The 25,322-nt window shown below is 71.8% G+C and carries 24 protein-coding genes and 1 tRNA gene; 8 read left to right on the top strand and 17 right to left on the bottom strand.

What is annotated here, in order from left to right; genetic code table 11:
• Nucleotide 1: 1 nt before the first annotated feature.
• The 13 genes from nuoL to ACTJK8_RS06685 form a co-directional block, all read right to left on the bottom strand.
• Nucleotides 2–2,110 carry an NADH-quinone oxidoreductase subunit L gene (nuoL, locus tag ACTJK8_RS06745; RefSeq protein WP_440761732.1) on the bottom strand — a complete coding sequence of 703 codons (2,109 nt, stop codon included), beginning with the start codon at nucleotides 2,108–2,110 and terminating at the stop codon, nucleotides 2–4.
• 82 nt (nucleotides 2,111–2,192) lie between these two features.
• On the bottom strand, nucleotides 2,193–2,498 hold the full coding sequence (nuoK, locus tag ACTJK8_RS06740) for an NADH-quinone oxidoreductase subunit NuoK (protein ID WP_010686008.1): 306 nt from the start codon (nucleotides 2,496–2,498) through the stop codon (nucleotides 2,193–2,195).
• 22 nt (nucleotides 2,499–2,520) lie between these two features.
• Nucleotides 2,521–3,141 carry an NADH-quinone oxidoreductase subunit J gene (locus ACTJK8_RS06735; RefSeq protein WP_024830239.1) on the bottom strand — a complete coding sequence of 207 codons (621 nt, stop codon included), beginning with the start codon at nucleotides 3,139–3,141 and terminating at the stop codon, nucleotides 2,521–2,523.
• A 219-nt stretch (nucleotides 3,142–3,360) separates the two neighbouring features.
• Nucleotides 3,361–3,849 (bottom strand): NADH-quinone oxidoreductase subunit NuoI, encoded by a 489-nt coding sequence (nuoI, locus tag ACTJK8_RS06730; RefSeq protein ID WP_007560744.1) that lies wholly within the window; start codon nucleotides 3,847–3,849, stop codon nucleotides 3,361–3,363.
• A 28-nt stretch (nucleotides 3,850–3,877) separates the two neighbouring features.
• Nucleotides 3,878–4,900 (bottom strand): NADH-quinone oxidoreductase subunit NuoH, encoded by a 1,023-nt coding sequence (gene nuoH, locus ACTJK8_RS06725; RefSeq protein WP_012319029.1) that lies wholly within the window; start codon nucleotides 4,898–4,900, stop codon nucleotides 3,878–3,880.
• A gap of 13 nt (nucleotides 4,901–4,913) precedes the next feature.
• Nucleotides 4,914–6,995 carry an NADH-quinone oxidoreductase subunit NuoG gene (gene nuoG, locus ACTJK8_RS06720; RefSeq protein ID WP_440761731.1) on the bottom strand — a complete coding sequence of 694 codons (2,082 nt, stop codon included), beginning with the start codon at nucleotides 6,993–6,995 and terminating at the stop codon, nucleotides 4,914–4,916.
• Nucleotides 6,996–7,005: 10 nt separating this feature from the next.
• The gene (locus ACTJK8_RS06715) at nucleotides 7,006–7,191 is read right to left on the bottom strand and encodes a hypothetical protein (RefSeq protein WP_440761730.1); all 186 of its coding nucleotides are present in this window, start codon (nucleotides 7,189–7,191) and stop codon (nucleotides 7,006–7,008) included.
• 28 nt (nucleotides 7,192–7,219) lie between these two features.
• Nucleotides 7,220–8,521: an NADH-quinone oxidoreductase subunit NuoF gene (gene nuoF / locus ACTJK8_RS06710; protein ID WP_063111541.1), complete on the bottom strand. Its 1,302-nt coding sequence runs from the start codon at nucleotides 8,519–8,521 to the stop codon at nucleotides 7,220–7,222.
• A 9-nt stretch (nucleotides 8,522–8,530) separates the two neighbouring features.
• Nucleotides 8,531–9,904, bottom strand: coding sequence for an NADH-quinone oxidoreductase subunit NuoE (nuoE, locus tag ACTJK8_RS06705; RefSeq protein ID WP_024830237.1), 1,374 nt, complete (start codon nucleotides 9,902–9,904; stop codon nucleotides 8,531–8,533).
• A gap of 9 nt (nucleotides 9,905–9,913) precedes the next feature.
• Nucleotides 9,914–11,104 carry an NADH-quinone oxidoreductase subunit D gene (locus tag ACTJK8_RS06700; protein ID WP_243927205.1) on the bottom strand — a complete coding sequence of 397 codons (1,191 nt, stop codon included), beginning with the start codon at nucleotides 11,102–11,104 and terminating at the stop codon, nucleotides 9,914–9,916.
• A gap of 16 nt (nucleotides 11,105–11,120) precedes the next feature.
• Nucleotides 11,121–11,768: an NADH-quinone oxidoreductase subunit C gene (locus tag ACTJK8_RS06695; protein ID WP_012319035.1), complete on the bottom strand. Its 648-nt coding sequence runs from the start codon at nucleotides 11,766–11,768 to the stop codon at nucleotides 11,121–11,123.
• Nucleotides 11,769–11,777: 9 nt separating this feature from the next.
• Nucleotides 11,778–12,365, bottom strand: a complete 588-nt coding sequence (locus ACTJK8_RS06690; protein WP_010686017.1) for a NuoB/complex I 20 kDa subunit family protein — start codon at nucleotides 12,363–12,365, stop codon at nucleotides 11,778–11,780.
• Nucleotides 12,366–12,407: 42 nt separating this feature from the next.
• Nucleotides 12,408–12,773, bottom strand: coding sequence for an NADH-quinone oxidoreductase subunit A (locus ACTJK8_RS06685; protein WP_007560754.1), 366 nt, complete (start codon nucleotides 12,771–12,773; stop codon nucleotides 12,408–12,410).
• Nucleotides 12,774–13,147: 374 nt separating this feature from the next.
• Here ACTJK8_RS06685 and ACTJK8_RS06680 point away from each other — a divergent pair.
• Nucleotides 13,148–13,224 (top strand) — tRNA-Asp (locus ACTJK8_RS06680).
• Between the two features lie 77 nt (nucleotides 13,225–13,301).
• Here the strand turns inward: ACTJK8_RS06680 and ACTJK8_RS06675 are convergent.
• Together ACTJK8_RS06675 and ACTJK8_RS06670 are read right to left on the bottom strand one after the other, a co-directional pair.
• Nucleotides 13,302–14,219, bottom strand: coding sequence for an EamA family transporter (locus tag ACTJK8_RS06675; protein WP_070999426.1), 918 nt, complete (start codon nucleotides 14,217–14,219; stop codon nucleotides 13,302–13,304).
• 30 nt (nucleotides 14,220–14,249) lie between these two features.
• Nucleotides 14,250–14,561, bottom strand: coding sequence for a DUF1127 domain-containing protein (locus ACTJK8_RS06670; RefSeq protein ID WP_012319037.1), 312 nt, complete (start codon nucleotides 14,559–14,561; stop codon nucleotides 14,250–14,252).
• A 114-nt stretch (nucleotides 14,562–14,675) separates the two neighbouring features.
• On the opposite strand from ACTJK8_RS06670, the gene ACTJK8_RS06665 reads away from it, so the two are divergent.
• Nucleotides 14,676–16,067, top strand: coding sequence for a PLP-dependent aminotransferase family protein (locus tag ACTJK8_RS06665; protein WP_266285731.1), 1,392 nt, complete (start codon nucleotides 14,676–14,678; stop codon nucleotides 16,065–16,067).
• Between the two features lie 10 nt (nucleotides 16,068–16,077).
• Here ACTJK8_RS06665 and ACTJK8_RS06660 read toward each other — a convergent pair whose 3' ends face one another.
• On the bottom strand, nucleotides 16,078–17,403 hold the full coding sequence (locus ACTJK8_RS06660) for a sensor histidine kinase (protein ID WP_440761729.1): 1,326 nt from the start codon (nucleotides 17,401–17,403) through the stop codon (nucleotides 16,078–16,080).
• On the bottom strand, nucleotides 17,403–18,068 hold the full coding sequence (locus ACTJK8_RS06655) for a response regulator transcription factor (protein WP_440761728.1): 666 nt from the start codon (nucleotides 18,066–18,068) through the stop codon (nucleotides 17,403–17,405). Before ACTJK8_RS06655 ends, ACTJK8_RS06660 begins: the two co-directional genes overlap by 1 nt.
• 309 nt (nucleotides 18,069–18,377) lie before the next feature.
• Between ACTJK8_RS06655 and ACTJK8_RS06650 the strand changes: the two genes are divergently transcribed.
• From ACTJK8_RS06650 to ACTJK8_RS06625, 6 genes are all read left to right on the top strand, one after another.
• On the top strand, nucleotides 18,378–19,064 hold the full coding sequence (locus ACTJK8_RS06650; protein WP_058607638.1) for a hypothetical protein: 687 nt from the start codon (nucleotides 18,378–18,380) through the stop codon (nucleotides 19,062–19,064).
• A 92-nt stretch (nucleotides 19,065–19,156) separates the two neighbouring features.
• On the top strand, nucleotides 19,157–19,465 hold the full coding sequence (locus ACTJK8_RS06645; protein ID WP_440761751.1) for a hypothetical protein: 309 nt from the start codon (nucleotides 19,157–19,159) through the stop codon (nucleotides 19,463–19,465).
• Nucleotides 19,466–19,544: 79 nt separating this feature from the next.
• Nucleotides 19,545–21,296, top strand: coding sequence for an ABC transporter ATP-binding protein (locus tag ACTJK8_RS06640; protein ID WP_440761727.1), 1,752 nt, complete (start codon nucleotides 19,545–19,547; stop codon nucleotides 21,294–21,296).
• 77 nt (nucleotides 21,297–21,373) lie between these two features.
• Nucleotides 21,374–22,249 (top strand): aldose 1-epimerase family protein, encoded by an 876-nt coding sequence (locus ACTJK8_RS06635; protein WP_043073655.1) that lies wholly within the window; start codon nucleotides 21,374–21,376, stop codon nucleotides 22,247–22,249.
• Between the two features lie 3 nt (nucleotides 22,250–22,252).
• The gene (locus tag ACTJK8_RS06630; protein WP_012319045.1) at nucleotides 22,253–22,972 is read left to right on the top strand and encodes a uroporphyrinogen-III synthase; all 720 of its coding nucleotides are present in this window, start codon (nucleotides 22,253–22,255) and stop codon (nucleotides 22,970–22,972) included.
• 105 nt (nucleotides 22,973–23,077) lie between these two features.
• Nucleotides 23,078–25,264 (top strand): translation initiation factor 2, encoded by a 2,187-nt coding sequence (locus tag ACTJK8_RS06625; RefSeq protein WP_440761726.1) that lies wholly within the window; start codon nucleotides 23,078–23,080, stop codon nucleotides 25,262–25,264.
• Nucleotides 25,265–25,322: the final 58 nt, after the last annotated feature.

Raw genomic sequence — 25,322 nt, 5'->3', positions numbered from 1 at the left:
GTCAGTGAGCACCCTTGGGCAGGCCGGACATCAGGTACCAGCTGATCAGGCCGGCGACGCCGATGAGCATCACGAAGGCGTAATGGTACAGGTAGCCGGTCTGGAGCCGGACGACCCCGCGGGTCACGTCCACGACGCGCGCCGCGATGCCGTTGGGGCCGAGGCCGTCGATGATCCGGCCGTCGCCCTCCTTCCAGAGGAACAGGCCGAAATCCTTGGCCGGGCGGACGAAGATCCGGTCGTAGATCTCGTCGAAGTACCACTTGTTGAGCAGGAACCGGTACAGCGACGGCTGCTGCGCGGCGAGCTGGCCCGGAAGCTCCGGCCGGCGGATGTACATCCAGTAGGCCAGCACGAAGCCGAGGATCAGCATGACGAGCGGCGAGTAGGAGACCAGAGCCGGGACCTCGTGGATCTCGTGCATGATGTGGTTGTTCGGCCCGTGCGCCAGGGCGTGGCCCCAGAACGCGTCCATCCCCTCGCCGATGAAGCGGTTGTGGAAGATGATCCCGGCGAACAGCGCGCCGAAGGCGAGGATCGCCAGCGGGATCGTCATCACCAGCGGGCTCTCGTGGGGCGTGTGGTCGCCGTGGTGGCCGTGCCCGTGATGGTCGTCGGCGACGAGGTCGCTCCTGTGCGCCGGCTCGACGTCGTGGCCCTTGTCGTCGTGGGCGACGCCCTCGGTGTGGCCCGGCGCGCCGTCGGCCTCGTGCGCCATGGTGGAGTGCGCGACCGCGGGGGCGTCGTGGTGACCGTGGGCCGCGTGCGCGCCCCAGCGCGCCGGACCCTCGAAGGTCATGAAGAACAGGCGCCACGAGTAGAACGAGGTGAAGAACGCCGCCACCACGACGCACAGGAAGGCGAGGGTGTGGCCCGGCCGGGTCGACGCGTAGGCGGCCTCGATGATCGCGTCCTTCGAGTAGTAGCCGGCCGTGTAGGGGAAGCCGATCAGCGCCAGGGAGCCGATCGCCATCATGGCGCTGGTGTAGGGGATGTAGCGGCGCAGGCCGCCCATGTTCCGCATGTCCTGCTCGTGGTGCATCGCGTGGATGACCGAGCCGGCCCCGAGGAACAGCAGCGCCTTGAAGAAGGCGTGGGTGAAGAGGTGGAACACGCCGGCCGAGTAGGCGCCGACGCCGAGCGCCACGAACATGTAGCCGAGCTGCGAGCAGGTCGAGTAGGCGATGACCCGCTTGATGTCGTTCTGCACCAGCCCGATCGTGGCCGCGAAGAACGCCGTGATGCCGCCGATCACCGTCACGACGATGAGCGCGTTCGGCGCCTCCTCGAAGAGCGGCGAGAGGCGCGCGACCATGAACACGCCCGCGGTCACCATGGTGGCGGCGTGGATCAGCGCCGAGACCGGTGTCGGGCCCTCCATCGCGTCCGGGAGCCACGTGTGCAGCAGGAACTGCGCCGACTTGCCCATGGCGCCCATGAACAGCAGCAGGCAGGCGAGGGTCAGCGCGTTCCAGTCGTAGCCGAGGAAGTGGAAGGTGAGCGTCTTGATCGCGTCGACCTTGCCGAAGATCGCGTCGAAGGCCACCGAGCCGGTGAGCACGAAGGTCAGGAAGATGCCGAGGGAGAAGCCGAAATCGCCCACGCGGTTGACGATGAACGCCTTCATGGCGGCGGCGTTGGCCGAGGGCTTCTCGTACCAGAACCCGATCAGCAGGTAGGAGGCGAGGCCCACGCCCTCCCAGCCGAAGAACATCTGCACGAGGTTGTCGGCCGTCACCAGCATCAGCATGGCGAAGGTGAACAGCGACAGGTAGGCGAAGAAGCGCGGCCGGTGCGGGTCCTCCTCCATGTAGCCCACGGAGTAGAGGTGCACGAGGGTCGAGACGGTGGTCACGACGACCAGCATCACCCGCGTCAGGGTGTCGACCTTGAAGGCCCAGTCGACCTGCAGGTCGCCGGCCGCGAACCAGGAGGCCACCTGAACGCGCTCGGCGTGGCCGCCGTCGAGGAACACGCCCCAGGCGATCAGCGCCGTGAAGGCCAGGAACGCCGTGGTGATGTACTCACAGGCCCGCGCCCCGATGTACCGGCCGAACAGGCCGGCGATCAGGAAGCCGATGAGCGGGAAGAAGACGATCGCGTGATACATCGCTCTCTTGCAGTCCGTCCTCCGGGCCGGCCGCGAGGCGGCGGCGTCCGGATGTCACTCGGGGCGCGCGAAGGTGAAGGCCCTAGCCCTTCATCATGCTGACGTCTTCCACCGCGATCGAGCCGCGGTTGCGGAAGAACACCACCAGGATGGCGAGGCCGATCGCCGATTCGGCGGCCGCGACGGTCAGCACGAACAGGGCGAAGACCTGTCCGGTGATGTCGTTCAGCTGCGTCGAGAAGGCGACGAGGTTGATGTTGACCGAGAGCAGGATCAGCTCGACCGACATCAGGATGACGATGATGTTCTTGCGGTTGATGAAGATGCCGAGCACGCCGAGCGTGAACAGGATCGCCGCGACGGTGAGGTAGTGGCTCAGGCCGATCATCGTTCGAATCTCCGGGCGATCATCAGACCTCGACACCCTGGCGCGACGGGACCTTGCGGGTCTCCACCGCCATGGCCTGGGTGCGGGCGTTCTGGACCGCGATGTTCTGGCGCTTGACGCCCGGCCGGTCGCGCAGCGTCAGCACGATCGCGCCGATCATGGCGACCAGCAGGATCAGGCCGGCGAGCTGGAAGAAGTAGGCGTAGTCCGTGTAGATCACCCGGCCGAGCGCCTGGGCGTTGGTGAGGTTCTCGGCGGCCGCGACGTTGCCGAGCGGGGCCTGGACGAGGCCCGGGTCGATGCTCCACGAGCCGACGACCAGCAGCAACTCGACCAGGAAGATCGCGCCGATCAGGGCGCCAATCGGCAAGTATTGCTGGAAGCCCTGGCGCAGCTCGGCGAAATCGACGTCGAGCATCATCACGACGAACAGGAACAGGACCGCGACCGCGCCGACGTAGACGACCACGAGGATCATCGCGAGGAACTCGGCGCCCATCAGGACGAACAGTCCGGCGGCGTTCACGAAGGCGAGGATCAGGAACAGCACCGAGGCGACGGGATTGCGCGAGGCGATCACCATGAAGCCCGACGCGACCGTGATGCTCGCGAACAGATAGAAGAAGGCGGCTGCTGCGGTCATGCGCTGGTCGGGATCGGCCGCCGGAGCGGCCCCTTCTGCCGTGCGTGGAGACGGTCCGCAGCGGGCGGCCCGTCTATAGAACCCGGTCGGCGGGGGCACAACAGCGCCCCCGGCATGGCTCTAGAGGATCGCACCGGAAACGGGAACCGGCGCGATGCTCTAGAGGCTTGTTCTCGCATCATCTTCTTCCGAAAGGCGGCTGCCTTTCGGGATGACGCGTCAGCGGTACGGCGCGTCCATCGCGATGTTGCGCGCGATCTCGCGCTCCCAGCGGTCGCCGTTCAGCAGGAGCTTCTGCTTGTCGTAGAGAAGCTCCTCCCGGGTCTCCACCGAGAATTCGAAGTTCGGCCCCTCGACGATGGCGTCCACCGGGCAGGCCTCCTGGCACATGCCGCAGTAGATGCACTTCACCATGTCGATGTCGTAGCGCGTCGTGCGGCGGGTGCCGTCGTTGCGCCGGGGACCCGCCTCGATGGTGATGGCCTGCGCCGGGCAGATCGCCTCGCAGAGCTTGCAGGCGATGCAGCGCTCCTCGCCGTTGGGGTAGCGGCGCAGGGCATGCTCGCCGCGGAAGCGCGGCCCGCGGTGGCCCATCTCGAAGGGGTAGTTGATCGTGGCCTTCGGCTTGAAGAAGTAGCGCATGCCGAGGATCATCCCCGACACGAACTCCTTCAGGAGAAGGCTCTTGGCGACCTGATCGAGCTTCATGCCCGGATCTCCGATGCGAAGGGTGGGCTCAGGCGCCCGGCGCGAGGCCGGTCAGCTTGAGCACGAAGGCGACGACGACGACCGAGATCAGGGAGATCGGCAGGAAGACCTTCCAGCCGAGGCGCATGAGCTGATCGTAGCGGTAGCGGGGCACGATGGACTTCACCATCGCGAACAGGAAGAACAGGAAGCTGGCCTTCAGGGTGAACCAGATCACGCCCGGCACCCAGGTGAAGGGCGCGAACGGGATCGGGGACAGCCAGCCGCCCATGAACAGGATGGTCCCGAGGGCGCACATGCTCATGATGGCGACGTACTCGCCGAGCATGAACAGCAGGTACGGGGTCGAGGAATACTCGACCATGTAGCCGGCCACGAGCTCCGACTCGGCCTCCGGCAGGTCGAAGGGCGGGCGGTTGGTCTCGGCGAGCGCCGAGACGAAGAACACCACGAACATCGGGAACAGCCACAGCCAGTACCAGCCGAAGATCCCGAGACTGGTGTCCTGCGCCATGACGATGCGCGAGAGGTTGAGCGAGCCGGCGCAGAGCAGCACGCAGATGATCACGAAGCCGAGCGACACCTCGTACGAGATCATCTGCGCCGCCGAGCGGAGCGCGCCGAGGAACGCGTATTTCGAGTTCGACGCCCAGCCGCCCATGATGACGCCGTACACGCCGAGCGACGAGATCGCGAAGATGTAGGTGATGCCGACGTTGATGTCGGCGATCGCCCAGCCGTCGGCGAGCGGGATCACCGCCCAGCTCGACAGGGCGAGCATCGCGAAGACCAGCGGCGCCAGCAGGTAGATCGCCTTGTTGGCGCCCGCCGGGATCACCGGCTCCTTGATCACGAACTTGATCAGGTCGGCGAAGGACTGGAACAGGCCGAACGGCCCGACCACGTTCGGGCCGCGCCGGAGCTGCACCGCCGCCCAGATCTTCCGGTCGGCGAGCAGCGCGTAGGCGATGAACACGAGGAGCGCCGAGAGGAGCACGAAGCTCTTCAGCACGATCAGGAGCACGGTCCCGAGGATTTCGAGCGGCGTCATCGGTCTTGAGCTCCTACTCGGCCGCCGCGAGGGGCCGCGCCTCGGCGGCGCGCTCCCGGGCGAGGCGCGAGCACTCCGCGAGGATGCGCGAGGCGCGGGCGATCGGGTTGGTGAGGTAGAAGTCGGTCACCGGCGACGCGAAGGCCGGTCCGGTCGCGGAGCCGCCGAGACCGGCGAGCCGGTCGACCGCTTCCGCGACGGTGCCGGGCTCCACGGCCCCGAGCGCCGCCAGATGCGGGTGGGCGGCGTAGAGCGCCCGGCGGAGGGCGGTGAGCGAGTCGAACGGCAGGCGCTTGCCCAGCACGTCCGAGAGGGCGCGGAGGATCGCCCAATCCTCGCGGGCGTCGCCCGGCGGGAAGGCGGCGCGGTTGCCCATCTGGACCCGGCCTTCCGTGTTCACCCAGGTCGCCGACTTCTCGCTATAGGCGGCCCCCGGCAGGATCACGTCGGCGCGGGAGGCCCCGCGATCTCCGTGGCTGCCCTGGTAGACCACGAAAGCGCCCGGGGCGACGTCACGCTCGTCGGCGCCGAGGTTGAACAGGACGTCCAGCGCTCCCGGCTCCAGCATCTGCGCGAAGGTCAATCCGCCCTCCCCCGGCACGAAGCCGAGATCGAGCGCGCCGACGCGGGCGGCGGCCGTGTGCAGCACGCCGAAGCCGTTCCCCTCGGCCGAGACCGCGCCGATCTCCTGGGCGAGCTTGGCCGCCGCGGCCAGCACGCCCGGCTCGGCATTGGCGCCGACGATGACCAGCGGCGCCTTCGCCTCCTTGAGAGTCTCAAGAAAACTGTGCTCGCCGCGGGCCAGCGCAGCCAGCGAATCGGGGCCGGCGCCGATGTAGTGGCTCGGATAGGTCAGGTCGACCGGCTCGCCGATCACACCCACCGCCAGCGGCGCCATGCGCCAGCGCTTGCGGATGCGCACGTTCAGCAGCGAGGCTTCGGTGCGCGGGTTGGCGCCGACGATCAGGATCGCGTCCGCGGCCTCGATGCCGGGAATCGTCGGGTTGAAGATGTAGGAGGCGCGGCCGAGCGCCGGGTCGAGGCCGGCATCGGTTTGGCGGCAGTCGAGGTTCGGCGAGCCGAGGCTCCTGATCAGCTCGCGGAGCGCGAAGATCTCCTCGACGCCCGAAAGATCGCCGACGATCGCGCCGATGCGCTTCGGATCCGCGCCCTTCACCTTGGCGGCGATCGCCTGAAAAACCTCACCCCAGGAGGCGGGACGCAGGCGACCGTTCTCGCGCAGGTAGGGCCGGTCGAGGCGCTGCATCCGCAGCCCATCGATGTGGTAGCGCGTCTTGTCGGAGATCCACTCCTCGTTGATCTCCTCGCTGATCCGCGGCTCGATCTGCATGACCTCGCGGCCGCGGGTGTCGATGCGGATCGACGAGCCGACCGCGTCCATCACGTCGACCGACTCGGTCTTGTTCAGCTCCCAGGGGCGGACGTTGTAGCTCTGTGGCCGGTGCACGAGGGCGCCGACCGGGCAGAGGTCGGCGACGTTGCCCTGGAGCTCCGATGCCATCGACTGCTCGAGGTAGCTGGTGATCTCCATGTCCTCGCCGCGGCCGATGGCGCCGAGGTCGGGCACGCCCGCCACCTCGGCGAGGAAGCGCACGCAGCGGGTGCAGTGGATGCAGCGGTTCATCGCGGTCCGCACCAGCGGCCCGATATGCTTCTCCTCGACCGCGCGCTTGTTCTCCGTGTAGCGGGTCGAATCGACCCCGTAGGCCATGGCCTGGTCCTGCAGGTCGCAGTGGCCGCCCTGGTCGCAGATCGGGCAGTCGAGGGGGTGGTTGATGAGGAGGAACTCCATCACCCCTTCCCGCGCCTTCTTGGTGCCCTGCGAGCGGGTCAGCACCTCCGGCGGCTCGCCGTTCGGGCCGGGGCGGCAATCCTTCACCGCGTAGGCGCAGGAGGCCACCGGCTTCGGCGCGCCCTTCAGCTCGACGAGGCACATGCGGCAATTGCCGGCGATCGACAGGCGCTCGTGGAAGCAGAAGCGCGGGATCTCGGCCCCCGCGGCCTCGCAGGCCTGGAGCAGCGTGTAATCGGCGGGGACGTCGACCTCGGTGCCGTCGACGAGGATTTTTGTCATCGGTGCAATCTCAGTGCGGGGCGTCGGCGAGATCGAGGCGTCGCTCGATCCGCTCGATGCGAAGCTCGACCCTGTCGATCCGCCGGTGGACGCCAGCCAGATTCTCTTCGACCGCGGCCATGCGGCCGTTCAGTTCACGGACATCGCCGCTGAGGCGATCGACCTTCTCGTCGATCCGCCGCAGGTACACGAGCATCAGGTTGTCAGGCTGGCTCGTCATCGGATCACTCCGCGGCCATCGGCACAGGCTCGCTGTGCGGGTTGGCGGTGTAGCGGTCGATGCGCTTCTCGATCTCCGGGCGGAAGTGCCGGATCAGGCCCTGGATCGGCCAGGCCGCCGCGTCGCCCAGCGCGCAGATCGTGTGACCCTCGATCTGCTTGGTGACCTCGAACAGCATGTCGATCTCGCGCTTCTGCGCGCGGCCCTCGGTCATGCGCTGCATCACCCGCCACATCCAGCCGGTGCCCTCGCGGCAGGGCGTGCACTGGCCGCAGGACTCGTGCTTGTAGAAGTACGAGATCCGCGTGATCGCCGCGACGATGTCGGTGGACTTGTCGAGCACGATCACCGCCGCCGTGCCGAGGCCGGAGCCGAGGCCGCGCAGCGTGTCGAAATCCATCTTGGCGTCGACGATCTGCTCGGCCGGCACCAGCGGCACCGAGGAGCCGCCGGGGATGGAACACAGCAGGTTGTCCCAGCCGCCGCGCATGCCGCCGCAATGGCGGTCGATGAGCTCGCGGAAGGTGATGCCCAGCTCCTCCTCGACGTTGCACGGCTTGTTGACGTGGCCGGAGACGCAGAACAGCTTCGTGCCGGTGTTGTTCTTGCCGCCGAGCCCCGCGAACCACGCCCCGCCCCGGCGCAGGATCGTGCCGGCGACCGCGATCGACTCGACGTTGTTCACGGTCGTCGGGCAGCCGTAGAGGCCCATATTGGCCGGGAACGGCGGCTTCAGCCGCGGCATCCCCTTCTTGCCCTCCAGGCTCTCGATGAGCGCCGTCTCCTCGCCGCAGATATAGGCGCCCGCGCCGTGGTGGACGTAGATGTCGAACGGGTAGTCGTGCACGTTCGACTGGCCGACGAGCCGGGCCGCGTAGGCCTCGTCCACGGCCTTCTGGAGCGCGTGCTTCTCGGCGACGTACTCGCCGCGGATGTAGATGTAGCAGGCATGCGCGTTCATCGCGAAACACGCCAGCATGCAGCCTTCGATCAGGAGATGCGGGTCGTGCCGCATGATCTCCCGGTCCTTGCAGGTGCCCGGCTCCGACTCGTCGGCGTTGACCACGAGGTAGTGCGGGCGCCCGTCGGACTTCTTGGGCATGAACGACCACTTGAGGCCGGTCGGGAAGCCCGCGCCGCCGCGGCCGCGCAGGCCCGAGGCCTTCATCTCCTCGATGATCCAGTCGCGGCCCTGCTCCAGGAGGAACTTGGTCCCGTCCCAGGCGCCGCGCTTCTTCGCGGCCTCCAGGCCCGGCGAGTGCAGCCCGTAGAGGTTGGTGAAGATGCGATCCTGATCCGACAGCATGTCAGGTCCTCACTGAGCCGGCGCCGACAGGGCCTTGGCCTGCCCCACCCAGTTCTCGCGGTCGATGCGACCCGGGAACGCGAGGTAGGTGCCGACCCAGGCGATCTCGTCGCGGGACCAGGCGGCGATCTGGTCGAAGTGGTAGATGCCGAGCCCGTTCAGGCGCTGGCTGTTGCCCGGGCCGATGCCCTTGATGCGCGTCAGCTCGTCCGGCTTCCCGGCGCGGGCCGCGTCGAGGCCCGGCGGGCGCTTGCCCACGGCGTCCGCCTTCTGCTCGGGGCTGGCGTCCTTCGGCAGGGCCGCGAGGGCGCCGGCGATGCGGGCCTCCTCGGCCTCGGCCGCCATCTCGCCCTCGCTGGCCCCAGAGGCTTCCGGCTGCTGCGGGACGGCGTCGCGGTCCGGCACCGCCTGGTGGCCCTGCTCGCCGGCCGCGGGCTCGCCCTCGGCGACGCGCTTGGCCGGCGAGTCGAGCACGTCCGCGTCGCCCTGGCGCGCGGCGCCGTGCTTGGCGGTGGACCGGCCGCGCTCGGCTGCGTCCGCGCGATCCTCGGGCTTGACCGGCGTCTCGCCGCCGGCGGCGCGCTGGGCCGGGGCGTCGCTCACGGAACGCTCCACCGGGCGGCCGGCGTCGGGCCGGGCCGGCTTCGGGTTCTCGGCGGCCTGCTGGGTTCCGGAGGCCGCCTCGCCGGTCTTGGACACTGGCGCGGCGGCCGGCTCCTCGGCCTTGCCGGCCTCCTCGAAGCGCTTGCGCCACGCGCCGACCCGCGACCCGTCGAACAGCGTCGGGTCGGTGAGGGTGTTCACGGCGCCCTGGGGTTCGGACGAGACGCGCCCGGTCTGCGAGCCGACCTTCACGGGCCGGCCGGCGGCGAGGTCGTCCATCAGCTGGCCGAGGGACTCGGGCGTCAGGTCCTCGTAGTAATCCTGGTTGATCTGGACCATCGGCGCGTTGCAGCAGGCGCCGAGGCACTCGACCTCGAGCCACGAGAAGTTGCCGTCGGCCGAGACGTGGCCGGCCGGTCCGAGGCGGGCCTGGAGCATCTCCTTGAGGCCCCGTGCGCCGCAGGAATCGCACGGGACCGTGCCGCAGACCTGGATCCAGAACCGCCCGACCGGCTCCAGGGCGAACATCGTGTAGAAGGTCGCCACCTCCAGCACGCGGATGTTCGGCATGCCGAGCTCGGCCGCCACAGCCTCGATGGCCGCGCGCGGCAGCCAGCCGCCGTTCTGCTCCTGCGCCCGCCAGAGCAGCGAGATCACCGCGGACGCCTGACGGCCTTCCGGGTACTTGGCGATCTGGGTCCTGGCCCACTCGGCGTTCTCGGGGGAGAACGCGAAGCTCTCGGGCTGCTCGGAGGCGGGGGCGAGTCTGCGGTTGGCCATCGCTTTGTCTTACCGATCCACTTCGCCGAACACGATGTCGAGCGTGCCGAGCACGCAGGAGACGTCGGCGAGAAGGTGCCCGCGGCACATCCAGTCCATCGCCTGCAGATGCGCGAAGCCCGGCGCGCGGATCTTGCAGCGATACGGCTTGTTGGTCCCGTCGGACACGAGATAGACGCCGAACTCGCCCTTCGGCGCCTCGACCGCGGCGTAGACCTCGCCCTCGGGCACGTGGAAGCCCTCGGTGTAGAGCTTGAAGTGGTGGATGAGCGCCTCCATCGAGCGCTTCATCTCCCGGCGCGGCGGCGGCGCGAACTTGCCGTCGATCGAGGCGATCGGGCCCTGGCCGGCGGGCTCGCGCAGCTTGGCGATGCACTGCTTCATGATGCGCACGGATTCGCGCATCTCCTCCATGCGGATCACCTGGCGATCGTAGGTGTCGCCGTTCTTCCCCACGGGGATGTCGAACTCCATCTCCTCGTAGCACTCGTAGGGCTGCGCCTTCCGCAGATCCCACGGGATGCCGGAGCCGCGCACCATCACGCCGGAGAAGCCCCACTGCATCGCCTCGTCCACCGACACGATGCCGATGTCGACGTTGCGCTGCTTGAAGATGCGGTTGGCCATGACGAGGTCGTCGAGATCCTGGACGACCTGCAGGAACGGGTCGCAGAACGCGTCGATGTCGTCGATCAGCTTCGGCGGCAGGTCCTGGTGGACGCCGCCCGGCCGGAAGTAATTGGCGTGGAGCCGGGCGCCGGAGGCCCGCTCGTAGAAGATCATCAGCTTCTCGCGCTCCTCGAAGCCCCAGAGCGGGGGCGTGAGGGCGCCGACATCCATCGCCTGCGTGGTGACGTTGAGCAGGTGCGACAGCAGGCGGCCGATCTCGCAGAACAGCACGCGGATCAGCTGCGCGCGCCGCGGCACCTCGATCCCGGCGAGCTTCTCGATCGCCAGGCAGAAGGCGTGCTCCTGGTTCATCGGCGACACGTAGTCGAGCCGGTCGAAATAGGGCGTCGCCTGCAGGTAGGTCTTGTACTCGATCAGCTTCTCGGTGCCGCGGTGGAGCAGCCCGATATGCGGGTCGACCCGCTCGACCACCTCGCCGTCGAGTTCGAGCACGAGGCGCAGCACCCCGTGCGCCGCCGGGTGCTGCGGGCCGAAGTTGATCGCGAAGTTGCGGATGTTGTGTTCGGTCACGGACGGTCTCCGCGGCTCATGCCGACGTCTTCTCGTCGCCGGGCAGCACGTAGTCGGTGCCTTCCCACGGCGACAAGAAGTCGAAGTTCCGGAATTCCTGCGTCAGCTGCACCGGCTCGTAGACCACCCGCGCCTGGTCCTGGTCGTAGCGGACCTCGACGAAGCCGGTGAGCGGGAAGTCCTTGCGCAGGGGATGCCCCTCGAAGCCGTAATCGGTGAGCAGGCGGCGCAGGTCGGGATGGCCCGAGAACAGGATCCCGTAGAGGTCGTAGGTCTCGCGCTCGTACCAGTTGGCCGCCGGGAAGACCTCGATCACCGAGGGGACCGGCGTCACCTCGTCGGTCTGCACCTTCAGCCGGATGCGCAGGTTATGGCGCAGGGAGAGCAGGTGGTAGACCACGTCGAAGCGCTTCTCGCGCTGCGGATAGTCCACGCCGCATATGTCGATGAAGTTGCGGAACGCGCAGGCCGGATCGTCGCGCAGGTAGGTGAGCGCGTAGACGATGTCGGAGGCCTGGACCACCAGCGTCAGCTCGCCGAACGCGATGGCGTGGGACACCACCGCCGGTCCGAGGGCGCCGACGACGCGCTCGGCCATGGCAGCCACGGCCGCGTCGCCGTAGACCGGCTGGGTGTGGGGCAGGATCGAGATGCCGTTCGTCATGGCCGCTCCTCAGCGCTCGATCGTGCCGGTCCGGCGGATCTTCTTCTGCAGCAGCAGCACGCCGTAGAGCAGCGCCTCGGCGGTGGGCGGGCAGCCGGGCACGTAGATGTCCACCGGCACCACCCGGTCGCAGCCGCGCACCACCGAGTAGGAGTAGTGATAGTAGCCGCCGCCGTTGGCGCAGGAGCCCATCGAGATGACGTAGCGCGGCTCCGGCATCTGGTCGTAGACCTTGCGCAGCGCCGGGGCCATCTTGTTGGTCAGCGTGCCGGCGACGATCATCACGTCGGACTGGCGGGGCGAGCCGCGGGGCGCGAAGCCGAATCGCTCGCAATCGTAGCGCGGCATCGACATCTGCATCATCTCGACCGCGCAGCAGGCGAGACCGAAGGTCATCCACATCAGCGAGCCCGTGCGGGCCCAGTTGATCAGCTCGTCCGTGGTGGTGAGCAGGAAGCCCCGGTCGGCCAGCTCGTCGCTGATCGACAGGAAGGTCGGGTCGTCCGCGCCGATCGGGCGGCCGGTGTTGGGATCGATGATCCCCTTCGGCTGGGGCGCGATCGCGGGGGCGCGGTTGGTGTCGGTGATCAGGGCCATCGGCGACTCAGGAATTCAGTGCGGGCGGCGAGCGGCGGGACGTCAATCCCATTCGAGGGCGCCCTTGCGCCACTCGTAGACGAAACCGACCGTCAGCACGCCCAGGAAGACGATCATCGACCAGAAGCCGAACCAGCCCAGATCCCCGAAGGTGATCGCCCAGGGGAAGAGGAACGCGACCTCGAGGTCGAAGATGATGAACAGGATGGCGACGAGGTAGAAGCGCACGTCGAACTTCATGCGGGCGTCGTCGAACGCGTTGAAACCGCACTCGTAGGCCGAGAGCTTCTCGGGATCGGGGCTCTTGAAGGCCACCAGGAAGGGGACGACCAGCAGCGCCGTGGCGATGAACAGCGCCACGCCGATGAACACGATGAGCGGCAGGTAATCCGCCAACAATCCGGTCATGCCAGGGCCTCGCGAGACGAGTGAAACCGCGGTGCGACGCCGACCCGGATCCGCCCGTGGAATTGTTCTTATGCCAGGATGCGCGCGGCCGGAGGCTTAGTCGAGCCGCCGGTCCGTGACAATGGCTTGTCGCGTCGCACAAAGCGCGCTGTCAGCCTTCCTGTCAGTCATGTCCGAGATGGGCTTGCGCGGCCGCGACACAACACGACGGAAGCGCGCAGGCCCCGAGTCGGGAGGCTGGTATGCCTGCGCGTGGGGCCAGCGGACGGTGCCGGTACGAATCCGTGGCGGATGCGCTTGACAGGGCCCCGGGCGCCCCATAAACCCCGCCCCGTCGCCGGGCGAAACGCCCCCACCGAAGGCGACCACGCCGTGCGGGCGTAGCTCAGTTGGTTAGAGTGCCGGCCTGTCACGCCGGAGGTCGCGGGTTCGAGCCCCGTCGCCCGCGCCACGTCCCTTCTCGAACAATCGACAGTACCGGCCTCGCGATCGCGACGGCGCTCGTCGTGCGCCTCGGGTGCGCGCGGGTCACGTCACCTTCGGCGGTGCACCCGTCGCGGGTCCGATCGGGCCGCGCCCCGCGGGCCGGACGGCGGCGCGGCCGCCCCTGAGGCTCAGGGCGATCCCGAAGAGGATGAGGCTGCCGCCGGCCAGGATATCGGCGCTCAGCGGCTCGCCCAGCACGAGGTGCGTGCTCAGGATGCCGGCCACCGGGACCAGCAGCGCGAACGGCGTCACCGCGGCGGCCGGGTAGCGGGTCAGCAGCCGGCTCCAGAGGCCGAAGGCGAGGAGCTGCGTCGGGTAGGCCTGGAAGGCGATCGAGGCGCTCGTCACCCAGTCGGGATGGGTCAGGGCCCGGACGGCGTCGGAGCCCTCGACGATCAGCGAGAGGGCGAGCAGCGGCGGCGTCGTGGCGAGGCTGCCCCAGACCATCAGCGCGAGCATGTCGACGCGGCCGATCCGCTTCGCCACGATGTTGGCGCTGGCCCAGGACAGGGCCGCGCCGACGACCAGCAGCACCGGTCCCGCCGGGGCGCCCCCCGCCCGCCCGAGCGCCACCGCGGCGACGCCGAGGAGCGCGACCGCGCCGCCGATCACCTGGAGCACCCGCGGGCGCTCCTTCAGGACGATCCAGGCGAGCGCCACGGTGAACGGCACCTGCATCTGGATGAGCAGCGACGACAGGCCGGCCGGCATGCCGAGGCGGATCGCCGTGAACAGCAGCCCGAACTGGCCGATCCCGAGCGCCAGCCCGAAGGCCGCCACCAGGGCGGCGGGCGCCCGGGGCGGGCGGATCACCAGGGCGGCCGGCAGGGCCGCGAAGCCGAATCGCAGGGCGCACAGCATCAGCGGCGGCACCGTCACCAGCCCCACCTTGATAGCCACGAAGTTCACACCGAGGAGCGTGACCACGAGGAGCGCGGCCAGCCCGTCACGCAGCGTCATCGGCGCGATCCTAGGACCCGTGCGCCCCGATCACCAAGGGCGCACGGCCGTCCGGGCCCGGCGGCGCTCGTCGCGCCGGCCGACCAGCAGGTGGATCGCGTCGCCCGTGCGCGGCACGCAGGCATCCGCCACGTCCTGCGGCGTCAGGCCGATATCTTTCAATTCCCGGTCCGACAGGGTCGACAGGCGCTGGAGCACGCGCCGGTTCATCGCCGCCCGCGACAGGCCGGCGCGCACCTCCGCGGCGACCGTCAGCACGGGGCCGGCCATCCGGGCGAGCCATCCGCTCCGCGGTCTGATCCGGGCTTCGAGGGCGGCGGTTTCGGTCAGGCACTGGGTCATGGATCCCCTCCTCCGTCGTTTGGGGGCGTCACGATCCTGTCGGCGCGGGGCTGGCGGCGACAGGAACACTTCGGTACGGTTCGGAAGAATTGTCCGGACGAAAGAGCAGTACGGATGTCGGTCGCAGCCAGAAGCCCCGCGACGCGCGTCGAGGCCGTGGTCGGCGAGATCCGGGAGCGGATCGCGGCGCGGCGGCTGGTTCCGGGCGTGCGGATCCCCTCGGTGCGCGCCTTCGCGGAGACGATGGGCGTCTCGAAATCCACCGTCGTCGAGGCCTACGAGCGCCTCGCCGCCGAGGGCGCCGTGGTGCCGCGGCCGGGCTCGGGCTTCTACGTCGCCGGCAAGACGCGGCCGCTCTCGCTCCAGGCGATGGGGCCGCGGCTCGACCGGATCGTCGACCCGCTCTGGATCACCCGGCAGGCGCAGCAGGCCGGCTCCGACCAGCTCAAGCCCGGGGCCGGCTGGCTGCCCGATTCCTGGATGCCCCACGAGGCGATCCGCCGGGGCCTGCGCCGGGTGGCGCGCGCCGACCTCGCCGAGATGACCAACTACGACCGGCCGCTGGGCTACGAGCCCCTGCGCCACCAGATCGCCCGCAAGGTCGGCGAGAAGGGCGTCGGCGCCGAGCCCGACCAGATCGTGCTGGTCGAATCGGCCACGCAGGCGCTGGACCTCGTCTGCCGCTTCCTGCTCCAGCCCGGCGACACCGTGCTGGTGGACGATCCCTGCTACTTCAATTTCCTGGCGCTGCTGCGCGCGCAGCGCGTCGCGGTGGTCGGCGTGCCGATCACCCCGGAGGGGCCGGACCTGCGGGCGCTCGCGACCCTGCTGGAGCAGCACCGCCCGCGCTTCTACCTGACCAACGCGGCCCTCCAGAACCCGACCGGGGCGAGCCTCGCGCCGACCGTGGCGCACCGCCTGCTGAAGCTGTGCGAGGCGCACGACACGCTCATCGTCGAGGACGAGATCTTCGGCGACCTCGAGCCCGAGGCGGCCCCGCGGCTCGCCGGCTTCGACGGGCTGGAGCGGGTGATCCAGATCGGCAGCTTCTCCAAGACCCTGTCGGCGGCCGCGCGCTGCGGCTGGATCGCGCTCCGGGCCGACTGGGTCGAGCCGCTGGTCGACCTCAAGCTGGCCCTCAGCCTCGGCAACGGCCACATCACCGCGGCGCTGGTGCACGCGCTGATCACCGAGGGCGCCTACCGGCGACACCTCGCCGAGACCCGCCGCCGGCTCGCCGGCGCGATGGTGCAGGCCTCCGCGGAGTTGCGCGCCTGCGGCCTGGAGACCTGGGCGCAGCCGCGGGGCGGCTTCTTCCTGTGGATGCGGCTGCCCGACGGGCGCGACGGGGCCGACGTCGCCCGCCGGGCGCTGGCCCGCGGCATGGTGCTGGCGCCCGGGACCTCGTTCAGCCTGTCGGATACGTGGAACGGCTACATGCGTTTCAACGTCGCCCACTGCGCCGATCCGCGGATCCGGCCGATCCTGCGGGAGGCGCTCGGCTGAGGGGGGCCGGTCAGGCCGGCAGCACCAAGTCCGCGCGGAGGCCGCCGAGATCCGAGCGCCCGAGGCTCAGGCCGCCGCCGTACAGCTCGGCGAGTTCCAGGGTGATCGGCAGCCCGAAGCCGTGGCCCGGCACGCCCTCGTCGAGGCGCCGGCCCCGGGCCATGACGGCGGAGGCGGCCGCCGGGTCGAGGCCGGGCCCGTCATCCTCCACCGACACGGCCACCGCGCCATCGCGCGCCGTCGCGGAGACCCGCACGCGGCCGCGGCACCAGCGGCAGGCATTGTCCACGAGGTTGCCGAGCATCTCGTCGAGATCCTGGCCCTCGCAGGAGACCGCCAGGGCCTCCGGGACGTCGAGGTCGATCGCCGCGCCCTTCTCGGCGTGGATCCGGGCCAGCGCCGCGCGCAAGTCCGACAGCCGGGGCGCCAGGGCCGTGCGGCCCCGGGCCGAACCCGCCAGGGCCGCGGCCCGGGCGCGCCGGAGGTGGTGCCGCACCCGCCGGTCCATGTCGTCCACCTGCCGGCGCAGCGCCCCGTCCGGATCGCGGGCGGGCTCCGCGAGCGCCATCGACAGGGTGGCGAGCGGCGTCTTGAGGGCGTGGGCGAGGTTGGCGACGTGGCCGCGGGCGCGTTCCAGGTTCTGCGCGTTCTGGTCGAGGAGCGCGTTGAGTTCCGCCACCACCGGCGCGATCTCGGCGGGCTGGTCCGCCGGCACGCGCTCGCGCCGCCCCGACCGGACCGAGGCGAGGTCCGCGCGCAGGCGCGTCAGCGGCGCGAGGCCCAGGCGCACCTGGACCGCCAGCCCGGCGAGCAGGCACAGGCCGAGGATGCCGAGCGCCAGGGCGAGGCTCGTCAGCGCCTCGCGCAGCGGCCCGCGCAGCTCCCCCTCCGGTGCCGCCACCACGATCGTCGCCGGCTCGGGTCCGGGTACGTCCAGCACGCGGGCGACGAGGGGCTCGCCGCGCGGTCCCGTGCCCGAGGCCGGGTGCGGCCGGCCCGGCTCCCCGTCCGGTCCCGGATCGGACAGGCGGATGTCCCCGCCCCGCAGGGAGCCGGACCGGATCGTCTCGCCGCCGCGGCGCACCTCCCAGGCCCAGCCGGGGCCGGGCCGGTCGAAGGGCGGCGCGTCGAGACCCTGCGGGAGGATGCCGGCCTCGAGCCCGGCCCGCAGGGCGACGATCTGCGCGTCGAGCCGGCCGTCGAGCTGCCCGCGCACGAACCGGTGCAGGATCACCCCGATGACGAGGCCCGCCACCACCAGGGCCGCCAGGACCAGCACCAGGGCCGCCGCGAGCAGCCGGGTGCGGAGCGAGCGCCGCGGCGCCCTCCCCGCCATCAGGCGGGCTCCGCGTGCAGGCGGTAGCCGTGGCCGCGCACGCTCTCGATCCGCGCCGGGGCGATCTTCCGGCGCAGGCGCGTGATGATCACCTCGACGGAGTTCGAGTCGACGTCGGCGTCGCCCTCGTAGACCCGCTCGATCAGGTGCGGGCGCGGCACCACGGTCTCGCGGTTCAGCATCAGGCAGGACAGGACCCGCCATTCCAGGCCGGTGAGCTTGAGCGGCAGGCCCTCGTGCTCGAAGGCGCCGAGGCCCGGATCGAAGCTCAGGGGACCGCAGATGATCCGGCTCGCCCCGCCTCCCTGGGACCGGCGCACGAGGGCGCGCAGGCGGATCACCAGCTCCTCCACGCGGACCGGCTTCACGAGATAGTCGTCCGCCCCCGCCTTGAAGGCCGCGACCTTGTCGCTCCAGCCGTCCCGGGCGGTGAGCACAAGCACCGGCAGGGTCCGGCCCGCCGCGCGCCACGCCCGCAGCACCGAGACCCCGTCGCCCTTCGGCAGGCCGAGGTCGAGCACGACGGCGTCGTATCCCTCGGTCTCGCCGAGATGCTGGGCGTCCTCGCCGGTGGCGGCGTGGTCGAGCACGAAGTTCTCGGCGCGCAGGACCTTGGCGACCTCCGCCGCGAGGGCCGCGTCGTCCTCCACCAGTAGGATCTTCACCGGTCTCACCTCCCCGTCCGGACCCGCGACGGCCGGTTTCGCCCGCTGCGGCGGCCGCGAACCCTGCCGCCGCCGGGAGTTAGGGCCGTGTCCTCACCTGGACCGCCGGGACCACCGCCCGGGCGACGGCCTGCCAGCCCGCATCGGCGCCCGCTGCCAAGCCTCTGAACCCGCACGGGTTCCGCACGGAGCGCTCTAGGGCGGCGCCTTTAACCGGGCCTGAACCGCGCGGTTCAGACCGGATTGCCGGCGGCTCCCTACGAAGGGGCACCGGATCGAGCGGATCCGGACCCTTCAGAGGATGCGATCATGAGCGACGACAAGACCATCGACGGGACCGCGCGGGAGATCCGCGAGCCCGAGGCCGCCGGGCCGGCGTCGAAGGCGATCCCGCGACGCACCTGGGCGGTCGGCGCGGTGGCGCTGCCGCTGGCGCTGGGCGCCGTCGGCCTGTCCCTCGCGCAGGGAACGCCGTTCCAGCCGACGCCCGTCGCGCCGGTGGCGATCCAGGCCCTGGCTCCCTCGGGCGCGACCGCCATCAAGGGCGAGGTCGCGGAGATCTTCGGCAACAAGTTCGTGGTGCAGGACGGGACCGGGCGGGCCCTCGTCGAGACGGGCCGCGCGGGCGAGGGCGGCGGCCTCGTCGCCAAGGGCGAGACCGTGACGGTGCAGGGCCGCTTCGAGACCGGCTTCCTGCACGCCCGGGTCCTGACCCACGGGGACGGGCGCACGCTGCTGCTCGGGCCGGCCGGCGGTCCTCCGACCGGCAGCCTCGACTGGGCGAGGGACCGGCTCGGTCTCGGACCGAAGCCCGACATGGCGGCCGCGACCGCCGCTGTCCAGGCAGCCGGCTACGGCGACGTGCGGGTCACGGGCCGCGGTCCGCGCCACTTCGATGTGGCCGCGAGGGATCGGGACGGCCGCGAGCACCAGCTCCATGTCGGCTTCGACGGCCGAGTGCGGGAGCGCCCGGCGCCGGGGCTGCCGCCGCTCTGAGCCCGGCCCGGGCGAGAGGGTCGGCGTGCAACCCTTCCGCGCCTGCCGCGTCCTCCTGTCTCTCGACCGACAGGAGGCGCGCCGTGGAGCCGATGAAGCCGATGGAACCCATGAAGCCTATGGAACCCATGAAGCCGATGGAGCCGATGAAGGGCGTGCAGCCCTGGTGGCCGAAGGATCTCGGCGAGCCCGCGACCAGCGGCGCGCAGAACGGGATGAAGTACGCGTTCTTCCCGGACAGGCGCCGCCTCCTCGTCGACCGCGACGGGCAGGTCTCGACCTACGACAGCGGCGACCACCGGATCGGCGGCGTCGCGCAGGCGGACGGGGCCGCCAAGACCCTGATCTTCACCGGCCAGGACGGCGAGGTCGACCTGGGCTCCCTGAAGAAGCTCGACTGAGCCCGGCGTGGACAGGCCGGGACGGCGCGCTTAAGCCCGGCCCGACCATGCGAGCCGTCCCGCCAGACCCCGCGATGCCATGCGCGCGCTGATCGACCTCGTCCGCGCCATGCGGGCGGCCGACCGGCGTCGGCTCGCCCTGATCGCCCTCGGGCTCGCGGGGGCGGCGCTGCTGGAGGTGGTGGGCGTCGCCTCGGTGATCCCGTTCCTGACGCTGGTCGGGGACCCGTCGGCGGCGACCCGGATCCCCTACCTGGCCCAGGCCCGGGGCGCCCTGGGCCTGACCGACGAGCGCGGCTTCCTGCTGGTGACCGGCGGGGCCGCGCTCGCGGCGATCCTCGTCACCGCACTCGTGAATGCCGGGCTGACCTACGCGCAGCTCCGGTTCACGCACCTGGCGGGCTACAGCCTCAGCCGGCGGCTGCTGTTCCGCTACCTCGACCGGGAGCGGCTGTTCTTCGCGCAGAGCAACAGCGCGGAGCTCGCCAAGAACGTGCTGTCCGAGACCGACCGGCTCGTGATCGGCGCGCTGACGCCCGCCACGGTGCTCGCCTCGCGGGCGAGCTCGGCGCTCGCGGTGATCGCCTTCCTGCTGGCCTACGCGCCGCAGCTCGCGCTGATCCTGGGAGGCGGCTTCGGCGGCCTCTATGTCGGGATCTACCTGGTGATGCGCGCCCGGCTGGCCCGGCTGGGCAGCCGCACCGTGGCCGACAACGAGGCCCGCTTCCGGATCGTGCAGGAGACCTTCGGGGCGCTCACCGAGCTGAAGCTCTACGGGCGCGCGGAGGCGTTCGCGTCGCGGTTCGACGCCCCGGCCCGGGCCTACGCCCTCGCCACCGCGGCGAGCCAGCTCACCGGCCAGATGCCGCGCTTCGTGATCGAGGCCCTGGCCTTCGGCGGGGTGATCGTGGTGGTGCTGTTCGCGCTCGCCCAGGGGCTCGACGTCGCCGGGATCCTGCCGCTGCTCGGCCTGTTCGCCTTCGCGGGCTACCGCATGCTGCCGGCTTTCCAGAACATCTTCACCTCGGTGGCGCTGATGCGCTTCACCTTGCCGGCGGTGCGGGTGATCGTCGACGAGCTCGCCGACGAGCGGGAGCCCCGGCCCCGCAGCGCGGAGCGGCTGCCCTTCGCGCGGGCGATCCGGCTCGAGGGCCTCGGCTTCGACTACGGCACCGGCCGCCCGGCCCTCGCCGGGATCGACCTGACCATCCCGGTCAACGCCACGGTCGGCCTGGCCGGGCGGACCGGATCGGGCAAGTCGACGCTGGCCGGCCTGATCCTCGGCGTCCTGAGCCCGACCGCCGGGCGGATCACCGTGGACGGCCGGCCCCTCGATGCCGGCACCCTGCCCGCGTGGCAGAACCGGATCGGCTACGTCCCGCAGGAGGTGTTCCTCGTGGACGGCACGGTGGCGGAGAACATCGCGCTGGGCCTCGACGCGCCGGACCTCGCCGCCGTCGAGCGGGCGGCGCGGCTCGCCGGCGCCCACGACTTCGTCGCGGCCCTGCCGCACGGCTACGCCGAGCGGGTCGGCGAGCGCGGGGCGCGGCTGTCCGGCGGCCAGCGCCAGCGCGTCGGCATCGCCCGGGCGCTCTACCACGACCCGGACGTCATCGTGTTCGACGAGGCGACCTCCGCCCTCGACGACGAGACGCAGGCGGCCGTGATGCGGGCGCTGCGCGCCCTCTCGGGCCGGCGGACGCTGATCCTGATCGCCCACCGGCTCTCGACCCTGGAGGGCGCCGACGCGGTCCACGTCCTGGAGGCCGGCCGGATCGTCGCCTCCGGGCCGCCCGAGGCGGTCCTGCCGGGGCTCGGCACGGCCGCGTGAGCGACCCCGCGTGGGGGGCCTTGCGTCCGGCCCCGCCTCCGTTACCTCGGCTTTCCGAGGCAGACCGGGAGAGCACCGTGACCACGCGCATCGAGCTGACCGCACCGGACGGCACAACCGCGACGCTCGCGACCCACGGGGCCGAGCCGGTCTCCTGGCGGGTCGGCGGGACCGAGTATCTCTGGAGCGGCGACCCCGCGCACTGGAACCGCCACGCGCCCTGGCTCTTCCCGGTGGTCGGCGCCTCGGCGGGCGGGCACGTGACGGTCGGGTCCGAGCGCTACCCGATGGCCCAGCACGGCTTCGCGCGGGACCTGCCCTTCGCGGTGGTCGACCGGAGCGCCGACGCGGTGACCCTGCGCCTGACCGACGGGCCCGGGACGCGGGCGCACTACCCGTTCGCGTTCCGGCTCGACATCGCCGCGCGGGTTCGCCCGGCGGGTCTCGACCTCGACGTGACCGTCGCCAATCCCGGCGACGTCCCCCTGCCCTACGCCCTCGGCTTCCACCCGGCCTTCCCGTGGCCCTTCGCGGGCGGCAGCCGCGCCCGGGACGGTGGCTACGCGGTGGCCTTCGAGCAGGCGGAGCGGCCCTTCGCGCCCCAGGTCGGCCCGGGCGGCCTCCTGCTGCGCGACGAGCAGCCGATCCCCCTCGCCGGGGACACGCTGCCCCTCGATCCGGCACTGTTCACCGAGGCCTTCGTGTTCCGGAACGCCCGCAGCCGCTGGATGCGCTTCACCGGCCCCGGACGGGCGATCCGCATGGAGATGGCGGATTTCCCCCACCTGGCGGTCTGGACCAAGCCCACCGCGCCGTTCCTGTCGCTCGAGTGCTGGACCGGCTACGCCGACTGGTCGGACTTCGCGGGCGACCTCGCCGCGCGCGATTCGCAGCGCCTGCTCGCCCCGGGCGCCGCGGCGCGTCACGGCGTCCGCCTGACGCTGGAGACCTAGCCGTTGCGGATCTGGGTGGCGCGGCCCGAGCCGGGGGCGACGCGGACCGGAGCGGCCCTCGCGGTCCTGGGCCACGCGCCGCTCGTGGCCCCCGTCCTGGCTGTGCGGCCGACCGCGGCGGCGCTGCCCGTGGGACCCTTCGCCGCGCTGCTCCTCACCAGCGCCAACGCGGTGTCGGCGCTCCGGCCGGCGCTCCGGGACGCGCCGGCCCTGCGCGGCCTTCCCGTCTTCGCCGTCGGCGCGCGGACGGCCGCCCTGGCCCGCGAGGCCGGTCTCGGCCCCGTGCGGGAGGGGCCCGGCGACGCCGCGGGGCTCGCCGCCCTGGTGGCGGCGTCGCTGCCGCCCGGCGAACCGCTCCTCCACGCGACCGGGGCCGAGCGCAAACCGGAGCCGGCGGCGGCGCTGACGGCGGCCGGATTTCGGATCACCGCCTTCGTGGCTTACCGGGCCGAGGCGCTGGAGCGCTTGCCGCCGGCGGTCGGCCGCGACCTCGCCGAACACCGCCTCGAGGCGGCCCTTCACTATTCCCGGCGCAGCGCCGCCGTCGCCCTTGCCCTCGCGGATGGTTCGGAGCACGGCGGAGCTTTCCGCCGGCTGAGGCATTACTGCCTATCGCCGGATGTCGCGGCACCCCTGGAAGCGGCCGGTGTTCCGGTCCATTTCGTCGCGGCACGCCCGCGCGAAGCGGACCTGCTCGACGCCCTGGCACGGCGACCGGGCTAACCGCGCGGTGACAGGGAGGCCGGGCCGCCGTATCTCGCCCTCGCGCCCGGCGCCGCCGCGGTGCTAGGGGGGCGCGGCGACGCCGTAGAGTTGGAGGACTTGCCCGTGACGCCACCACCCAGCGACGCCGACAAGCCCGGCCCCGGCGGCCGGAAGCCGGACGCCGCGCCCGGCAAGCCCGGGCCATCCAGCCCGCCCGGTGGCGCGTCGCGACCGGCCACGACGTCGGCGTCCACCGCCTCCACGTCGGCTTCCACGGCCTCCACCGCCGCCGGCGGCGCGAAGGGGCCGCAGGGATCCGCGCCCGGGACGCCGCCCAAGCCCGCGACCGACCTGGTCGTGACCGCCAAGCCCGGCACGATCGATCCGAAGACCGACGCGGGCCAACCGGCCACCGGGGCCGACGGCGCGAAGCCGTCGACCGGCCCGGCCGCCCGGACGGCCGGCGCCAAGCCCGATCCCGTGACGGTGGGCGCCGCGTCGTCGGCCTCCGACGCCAGGGCCGGAACCGCCGCCTCGTCGTCGTCGACGGCCTCGACCAGCGCGTCCGGGGCCTCCGGGGCGCGGATCGATCCGAAGGCCGCGCAGCCCGGAACCGGCCCGCAGGGCGGTCCCCGTCCGGGCGGGCCCGCCTCCGGTGCCGCGGGCCCGGCGGCGGCCAGCGCGGTGACGGCCGGCCCGATCATCGACCTGAAGGCCAAGCGGATCCCGGATCCGCCGGCCGCCGGCAAGGAGCCGGGCAAGGACGCTCCCAAGGACGCTCCCAGGGACGTTCTGAAGGACGCTCCCAAGGATGCTTCCAAGGACGCCGCCAGGGACGGGAAGGAATCCGCGAAGAGCCCGATCCCCGCGGCGGCCGCCGTCGATGCGAACAGGAGCGCCGCCGCACCCGCCGGCCGGGCCCGGGCCGGATTCGGCTCGCTCGCGGCCGCGGGGCTGCTCGGGGGCGTGATCGGCGCTGGCCTGCTGTTCGGCGCCGAGAAGGCCGGGATCGGTCCCGACCCGCGCCTGAACGCCCTCGACCAGAGGCTCTCCAGCCAGCTCGCGTCCCTCGACAAGCGCCTCGACGGGCTGGCCCCGCGCGACGCGGTGACGGCCCTCGACAAGCGCGTCGCCGCCGCGGAGGCGAGCGCCAAGCAGGCGCTCGACAAGTCCGGCGCGGCGCCCGCTGCCGCCGCCGAGGGGCAAGCGGCCGGTCAGGCCTCCGGCCAGGCCTCGGCCGTGCCGCCGGATCTCGTCGCCCGCCTCGACAGCCTCGACCAGCGCGTCGCGGCGCTGCAGGAGGAGCCCGGCCAGGAGCCCGGCCGCGACCAGCCGGCCGATTCGAAGCTCGGCGCGGTCCAGGACAACGCCAAGCAGATCGCCGACCTCGAGACCCGCCTCAAGGCGGTGGAGGATGGCGGCGCCAGCAAGGGTGCGGCCGAGGAGGCCGCCCGCAAGGTCGCGGCGCTGCAGAGCGAGGTGGAGCAGAAGATCAAGGCGAACGCCGAGGCCGACGCGGCCCTGGGTCAGCGGCTCGACGCGCTGCAGCAGGCCGTCGACGCGCGGGTGAAGGCCGCCACCGAGGCGGTCCAGGCCGCGACCCAGGCGAGCCGCACCGCCGCCGAGGCCGGACAGGCCCAGGCGGCGGAGGCCGCGAAGGCGGTCGACCGGCGGCTGCAGGAGCAGGCCGACCAGATCGCCGCCCTGGACAAGAGCGTGGCGCAGCGCGCCGAGGCCAGCACCGTCCAGGCGGCGCTCCGGGTCGTCGTCGCCGACCGCGTGGCGGCCGCCCTGGAATCGGGCACCGCCTACGCCGAGCCGCTCGCCACCCTGCGCAAGCTCGATCCGGGAACCGAGGCGCAGGCCAAGGCCCTGGCGCCCTTCGCCGAGGGCGGTGCCCCCTCGGCGGGGGATCTCGCCGACACGTTCCGGCCGATCGCCGAGCGGATCGCGGCCAAGCGGCAGGCGCAGCGGGCCAAGAGCGCGGCCGAGACGGGCGATTTCCGCACCAAGCTCCTCAGCATGGCCGACGGTCTCGTGCAGATCCGCAAGGCGGACGCGCCCGCCCCCGAGGCCGCGGACGATCCGGAGAGCAAGGTCCAGGCGGCCCTCGACCGCGGCGACCTGACGGCGGCCTCGGCGGCCTTCGCGGCGCTCCCGGCCGAGGCCCGGGAGCAGGCCGGGGATTTCGGCGCCAAGCTCAAGGCCCGGGCCGAGGCCGAGCAGGCCGTGCGCGCCCTGCTCGACGGCGCCTTCAAGGCCCTGCCGGTCGGGGCCGCCCAGCCGGCTCAGGCCGCCCCCGGGCGCTAGTCCGGTGAGGGCCCCGATCCGCGCGCTGCGCGGCCGCACCATCTCCGAGCGGGCGCCC

The organism is Methylobacterium sp. 22177 (assembly GCF_052045615.1).
Taxonomy (GTDB): Bacteria; Pseudomonadota; Alphaproteobacteria; order Rhizobiales; family Beijerinckiaceae; genus Methylobacterium; species Methylobacterium radiotolerans.
Note: the sequence above shows the minus strand (reverse complement) of the source record. Positions and strands in the feature narration are given on the sequence as shown.